This is a genomic window from Paenarthrobacter sp. NCHU4564 (assembly GCF_052156435.1).
In the GTDB taxonomy this organism is placed as follows: domain Bacteria; phylum Actinomycetota; class Actinomycetes; order Actinomycetales; family Micrococcaceae; genus Arthrobacter.
This window is the reverse complement of record NZ_JBQLIS010000041.1, coordinates 1-6,895: the sequence shown is the minus strand read 5'-3', so window position 1 is coordinate 6,895 and position 6,895 is coordinate 1. Positions and strand designations below refer to the sequence as shown.

Below are 6,895 nucleotides of genomic sequence, written 5' to 3'. Positions count from 1 at the left end.
GACGCTCTCTCACCGATAGGCCTTTTCCCGCGGACGCTCTCTCACCGATAGGCCTTTTCCCGCGGACGCTCTCTCACTTGCTTCAAAGCGGTGAGAGAGCGTCGATGAAGAGGTGGTGATTGGTGAGAGAGCGTCGGTGAAGAGGTGGTGATTGGTGAGAGAGCGTCGGTGGCAAGGTGGTGATTGGTGAGAGAGCGTCGGTGGAAAGGTGGTGATTGGTGAGAGAGCGTCGGCAGCGGGCTTCAGCGTTTGGAGGCTGCTGCCGCCCGCCACAGGTGCATGACCGCATACGAGCGCCACGGGCTCACTTCCCGGAAATCGGCGCTCAATCCCGACCCATCCCGCACGGCCTTGAGTCCGTTGCGTACGGCAGCGTCGTTGCCCAGGAAGATATCTGGCGCCCCCGGAACCCGCATGGCTACGTATCCGACCGTCCACGGTCCCACCCCGGGGAGTGGGAGCAGCTTCCGGGAAAGGCTCCCGTGGTCGTCGCCATAGCCAAAATCGAGGGACCCCTCCGCCATCGCTGCTGCCGCGGAAAGCACAGAGTCGATGCGGCGCTGTGGTCCCCGGAGGAGCGCCCTGCCGCCCTCGGCGAGCTGGACCGCCGTCGGGAACATCCGCTCAAGTGAGCCGTCGGTGATGGCTGACGGGGTTCCGAGAACGGAGAGCTGTGTCAGCGCAGTGCGGGCTGCGGCAACGGTGATCTGCTGACCAATCATGGCGCGGATCAGCAGTTCCTGCGGGTCCACGGCTCCTGGCAGCCGGATTCCGGGGACGGCCTGGACGGCGTCCCGCAGGCGGACGTCCGCACCCAGTGCTTCATCGATCGCCAAGGGGTCCGCGTCCAGGTCGAACAACCTGCGGACCCGGGCCAGCAAGGTCGGAAGGTCGTGGAGATTTGCGACGGTGGCCGTTAGCTGCAGCCGGCCTCCGGGGGCGGCAGGATCAAACGAAACGGAGAAGGAAGCCTGGCCGCGGGGGAGCAGCAGTGTCCTGGCGTACTTTCGGCGCCCGCCCGGTTCGCCGGCTGACGCTTCAACGCCGGGTACGGCGCGGACCGCCAGGAAGTCGAAAATGCCCGGATCGAACGGTTCCCGATAGGGAAGGTTCAACGTCAGGTTGGCCGGGGCTCCTTCGGTATTCCGGCGCTGCCGGGAGGTCGGCGCAGTGGCGCGGACCGCCGTCGGGGTCATGGCGAAAACTTCACCGATGGTGTCGTTGAACTGCCGCACGCTGTTGAAGCCGGACGCGAAAGCGACGTCGGCAAGCAGCATGTCCGTGGACACCAGCAGGGTGCGGGCAGTCTGGGCCCGGCTTGCCCGCGCCAACGCCAGGGGACCGGCGCCCAGTTCCTGGCTCAGGATCCTGTTCAGCTGGCGGGAGGAATATCCGAGGCGCCGCGCCAGCCCTTCCACGCCTTCCCTGCTGATCACACCATCGTTGATCAGACGCATCGCCCTGCCGGCGACGTCCGAGCGGAGGTTCCAGGCGGGGGTCCCGGGCACGGCTTCGGGCAGGCAGCGCTTGCAGGCCCGGTAACCGGCCTCGTGCGCGGCGGCCGAGGTCTCGTAGAACGTCACGTTCTCGGCTTTGGGGGTCCTGGCGGGGCACGATGGGCGGCAATAGATGCCAGTGGAGCGCACAGCGGTGAAGAACTGGCCGTCGAACCGGGGATCCCGTGCGTCGATCGCCCTGTAGCGCTGCCAGAAGTCCATGGCTTCATCCTTTCACCGGGGTGTCATCGCTGCCAGCGGAAATCGGACATGGCCGTCTACGCCGTTGCTAAGGTCTGGTCATGACCGCAAACCTCGTCACAGCACCGGATGCTGTCCGCGATTTCCTGACCGGGGATCCTCGCTCCATAGCGCCCCTTTTCCTCGGGGCGGTCCTGACCCATCAATCGGAGGCGGGTCCCGTGTCGGTCCGCCTGACGGAGGTGGAGGCTTACATGGGTCCCCGCGACTCAGAGCATCCGGATCCCGGATCCCACACGTACGGCGGCCGCACTGCCCGCAACGCACCCATGTTCGGCCCCGCCGGCTACCTCTACGTCTACTTCACGTATGGCATGCACTACTGCGCCAACATTGTCTGCGGTCCCGACGGCGCTCCCTCCGCGTTGCTGCTGCGCGCCGGTGAAGTGGTGGCCGGCGGGGAGCTGGCCGCCGCGCGGCGACCGGCGTCCAAGACCCACAAAGACCTGGCGAGTGGACCGGCCCGTCTCGCTTCAGCGTTGGGACTCACGACGGCGGACACTGGCCGTGACGCCCTCGTGGAACCGTTCAGCTTGTGGTTGCCCGGGACACCGGCGGCGGCCGTGGCGAGCGGACCCCGGGTAGGCGTCGCCGGGCCGGGTGGCACTACGGAATATCCCTGGCGCTTTTGGATTGAGGACGACCCCACGGTGTCCCGCTACAAGGCGGCAAGACCTCGCAACCGTGGCACGGGCACGTAGCGCGGAGGGCCTGCCGCGTCCCCCGCGTCCGCGATGCGGCCCATGCCCCCACACGTTTACCAAAATCGCTGTAGAATGGACGGTCTGTCTTTTCCGATAGGGGTTACGGTTCGAATGCACGACGCTGATTTGGTCCACGAGCAGGAATACGTTGCCGGGCTGTATGCCCGGCTCGACGAGCTGCGCGAGGAAAAGCGCACCCAGCTGGCGCAGGTTCGCAAGGCCGGTGCTGTGGGTACCATGCAGAACGTTTCGGAACGGGACGCGTTCGCGGCGCTGTACGAGGACCGCCTGGCCCAGCTCGACGCCGTCGACGACCGGCTGGTCTTTGGCCGGCTGGACCTGGACTCAGGTGAGGCGCAGTACATCGGCCGCATCGGCCTGTCCACCGCGGACCTGCAGCGGCTCATGGTTGACTGGCGCGCCCCCGAGGCAGGCCACTTCTACCAGGCAACGGCTTTCGACCGCCAGGGTGTGCGCCGCCGCCGGCACCTGATCCTGCAGGGCCGGGACGTCAAGGCGATCGAAGACGACGTCCTCGACGCCGGTATGCTCGCGGACAACGAGTCCCTCCAGGGCGAGGGTGCATTGCTCGCTGCCCTGAACTCCAAACGGACCGGCCGTATGTCGGACATCGTGGGCACCATCCAGTCGGAGCAGGACAGGATCATCCGTTCGTCCATTTCGGGTGCCTTGGTGGTCCAGGGTGGGCCGGGTACCGGAAAGACGGCAGTGGCCCTGCACCGCGCCGCGTATCTCCTGTACACACACCGCGATCGGCTCAAGAGCGCCGGTGTACTCCTTGTGGGTCCGTCGTCGTCGTTCATGCACTACATCGAGCGGGTCCTGCCATCCCTCGGTGAAACAGGCGTGGTCATGGCGAGCCTCGGACGGCTGATGCCGGGCATCCAGGCGGTCCCGGAAGAGAATCCGGATGTTGCCGCACTGAAGGGCAGGCTGGACATGGCCGCGGTTGTGGCCAATGCCGTTGCCAACCGGCAGCGGACTCCCGGCAAGGACCGGATCCTTGAAGTCGATTCACGAAAGCTGACGCTGTCGGAGCGCCAGGTCCGCCGCGCCCGCGACAAAGCGCGCGCAACTGGCAAGCCGCACAATGAAGCGCGCCTGACGTTCATCAAGATCCTCCTCCGTGAACTCACAGAACAACTGACGGAACAGGTGGAGGCAGCCAATATCGGCAACAACGCCGACCGCGCCTATCTGGCAGAAGACGTCCGCACCGCGCGGGACGTGCGCGTCATGCTGAACCTGTGCTGGATGCCGATGACGCCTGAAAAGCTCATCTCCGAGCTTTTCAGCAAGCCCGCCATCCTTGAGGCCTGTACTCCGCACCTGACCCCTGAACAGCGTGCGCTGCTTCAACGCCCGGCTGACGCGCCTTGGACCGAAGCCGACGTGCCCCTGCTGGACGAGGCTGCCGAGCTGCTCGGTGAGCTTGACCCCGCTGCCGGGCGAGGACTGGCCCAGCAGGAAGCTGACCGCGCGCGTGACCTGGCCAATGCGAAGCAGACGCTCGCCAACATGGAGGCCATGGGTGTCGATGTCCTCATGACCGCAGAAGAACTGGCCGAGCAGAACCAGGAACGCGAGAACCGGCTGACCGCAGCCGAGCGTGCCACGAGCGACCGCACCTGGGCCTTCGGGCACATTGTGGTTGACGAGGCACAGGAACTCTCGCCCATGCAGTGGCGGCTTTTGGTTCGCCGCTGCCCGCTGAAGTCCTTCACTATCGTTGGCGACATCGCCCAGACGAGCGCCGCGGCAGGTGCCAACTCGTGGCAAAGTGCCCTGGCGCCGTCGTTCGGTGACCGCTGGACGCTGGAAGAACTCACCGTCAACTACCGCACACCGTCCCAGATCGCCGAAGCTGCTGTCCGCATGGCCAACCGTGCCGGGCTGGTGGTCTCTGCACCGAAGGCCGTCCGTGAGGGCAAGTGGTCACCGATCGTCGACCGGGTCGAGGCCGACGGGATCCTGTCCCGCCTGGTGGAGGTCCTGCCGGAGGAACTGGAAGCGATCGACGGCGGTCTGCTGGCTGTGATTGCCGACGGCCCACTCCTGCCGGAAGCCGCCGCGGCGCTGCGCGGCATTTATGGCCGCCGGATCGGCACAGGTGCCGGCAGTTACGAGCAGGACATCGTGGTGATCGGTCCCAAGGAGGCAAAGGGGCTGGAATTCGACGGCGTAGTGGTTCTGGAACCGGCAGCCATGCTCAATCACGAGCACGGCAAAGTGGGCGATCTTTACGTCGCCATGACAAGGCCCACCCAGAGGCTACGCCTGATCACTGCGGCGCCATTGCCTGCCGGTATTGAACGGTAGGAAAAGCCACACCCACAATCCTGCTACCTTAGAACCCGTGTCACACGTAATTAACTTCGAGTCCCAACAGAACGATCCTGCTTTCGCCAACATCTGGCAGGAGCTCAAATGGCGCGGCCTGGTCCACGTTTCCACCGAGGAAACCGAACTGGAAAAGCTGCTCGCCGGGGACCCGATCACCTATTACTGTGGCTTCGACCCTACGGCGCCGTCCCTGCACCTTGGCAACCTGGTGCAGCTGCTGGTGATGCGTCGCCTGCAGTTGGCCGGCCACAAGCCGCTCGGTCTGGTGGGCGGGTCCACTGGCCTGATCGGAGACCCGCGTCCGACGGCGGAACGCACCTTGAACACCAAGGACACCGTTGCGGAGTGGGTGGGCAGGCTGCAAGGCCAGGTGCGCCGTTTCCTGAGTTTCGACGGCGACAACGCCGCGCGGATGGTCAACAACCTGGACTGGACGGCGCCGTTAAGCGCGATCGACTTCCTGCGCGAAATCGGCAAGCACTTCCGTGTTGGCACCATGCTGCGCAAGGATGCCGTGGCCTCGCGCCTGAACTCGGACGAAGGCATCAGCTACACGGAGTTCAGCTACCAGATCCTGCAGGGCATGGATTACCTGGAGCTGTACCGCGATTACGGCTGCGTCCTGCAGACCGGCGGTTCGGACCAGTGGGGAAACCTGACCAGCGGCACGGAACTGATCCGCAAAGTTGAAGGCAAGAGCGTGCACGCCCTTGGTACTCCGTTGATCACCAACTCCGACGGCACCAAGTTCGGCAAGTCCGAAGGCAACGCGGTCTGGTTGGACGGCGAGATGTGCAGCCCGTACACCTTCTACCAGTTCTGGCTCAACACCGCCGATGCGGACGTGGTGGACCGGCTCAAGGTCTTCACGTTCCTCAGCCGTGCGGAGATCGAGGCACTTGGACAGGCGGTGGCGGAACGTCCGTTCGCACGGGAAGGGCAGAAAAAGCTCGCCTTCGAAGTCACCTCCCTGGTGCACGGTGTCGAAGCCACGGAAAAGGTCATCGCTGCCTCCGCCGCCGTCTTCGGCAATGGCGACCTCACGGTGCTTGACGAGCAGACCCTTGCTGCGGCGACCGCCGAGCTTCCGTCCGCGAAGATCGACGCAGACGGCCTGGGAATCATCGACCTCCTGGTCGCTTCCGGCCTCTCCGACAGCAAGTCCGCTGCCCGCCGCACTGTGGGCGAAGGTGGTGCGTACGTCAACAACACCAAGGTCGCAGATCCCGACGCCGTCATCGGCCAGGACCAGCTCCTTCATGGACGGTACCTCCTGCTGCGCCGGGGTAAGAAAAATCTGGCGACAGTCGAGGTTTCCGCCTGATTCTCAGGTAGTCCCAGTGTCTGGGTAGTTCCGGGCGCCTGTGTTGTTCCGTGTCCGGGTAGGCCGGCAGCCCGCGTGGTTGCCGGCCTTTTCGGCGTTTAAGCCACCCCCGCGGACGCTCTCTCACCTATCGCTCGTGTAGGGTCGACGCTCTCTCATCTATCGCCCGTTTTGGGCCGTCGCTCTCTCATCTATTGCCCGTGTTGGTCGGACGCTCTCTCACCTGTCGCCCGTTTTGGGCCGTCGCTCTCTCACTTCCCGGCGCGTTGTGTGGGGTGTTTTGGGGTGTGATGGGGTTCACGGGTTGTGGATTTGTTTGTGGTGTTGGGGGTGTGTAAAGTTATTCGAGTTGCCGCCGCTGATGCGGGGTTGAAGGCGACGATCTCCCTTTTGAATGGCCGGTTTCCGGTGGTGCTTTGGTGTGCTGTCGGGGTTGGTGGGGGCTTGGGCTGGTTTGCTTTGTGGGGCTGGTTCGGGTAAGTTTGAAAAGTTGCTCCGGAGCGATCTGCTGGCCTGTGTGGTTGGTGGTGGTGCTGGTTTGTGACCTGTTGTTTGAGAACTCAATAGTGTGCCAAGTTTGTTGATACCGATTGTTTTTTGATTGGTTGGATTTTGCCGGGCCGCCGTGCACCCCCGTGTGTGGTGGTTTGGTTTTCAGCTGGTTTCAGATTTTGCATGGCTTCTCCTGTCTTTTTCCGGTGGGGGTTGTTGTGTTTTCGTTTTTGTTTTACTTTGACGGAGAGTTT

Annotated in this window: 5 protein-coding genes; 3 read left to right on the top strand and 2 right to left on the bottom strand. The window is 64.2% G+C overall.

Annotation, left to right across the window (positions count from 1 at the left end; genetic code table 11):
- Positions 1–242 precede the first annotated feature (242 nt).
- Positions 243–1,718 carry a DNA-3-methyladenine glycosylase 2 family protein gene (locus ACSVIE_RS20915; protein WP_442425138.1) on the bottom strand — a complete coding sequence of 492 codons (1,476 nt, stop codon included), beginning with the start codon at positions 1,716–1,718 and terminating at the stop codon, positions 243–245.
- Between the two features lie 80 nt (positions 1,719–1,798).
- On the opposite strand from ACSVIE_RS20915, the gene ACSVIE_RS20910 reads away from it, so the two are divergent.
- The 3 genes from ACSVIE_RS20910 (at position 1,799) to tyrS (ending at position 6,149) form a co-directional block, all read left to right on the top strand.
- A complete protein-coding gene (locus tag ACSVIE_RS20910; RefSeq protein WP_426006919.1) occupies positions 1,799–2,458 on the top strand; it encodes a DNA-3-methyladenine glycosylase in 660 nt (219 codons plus the stop codon).
- Between the two features lie 114 nt (positions 2,459–2,572).
- Positions 2,573–4,801 carry an AAA family ATPase gene (locus tag ACSVIE_RS20905; RefSeq protein ID WP_442425137.1) on the top strand — a complete coding sequence of 743 codons (2,229 nt, stop codon included), beginning with the start codon at positions 2,573–2,575 and terminating at the stop codon, positions 4,799–4,801.
- Positions 4,802–4,838: 37 nt separating this feature from the next.
- Positions 4,839–6,149 (top strand): tyrosine--tRNA ligase, encoded by a 1,311-nt coding sequence (tyrS, locus tag ACSVIE_RS20900; protein ID WP_442425136.1) that lies wholly within the window; start codon positions 4,839–4,841, stop codon positions 6,147–6,149.
- Between the two features lie 560 nt (positions 6,150–6,709).
- Here tyrS and ACSVIE_RS20895 read toward each other — a convergent pair.
- Positions 6,710–6,895 (bottom strand): hypothetical protein (locus ACSVIE_RS20895; protein WP_442425135.1); only part of this gene is annotated, 186 nt, incomplete at its 5' end.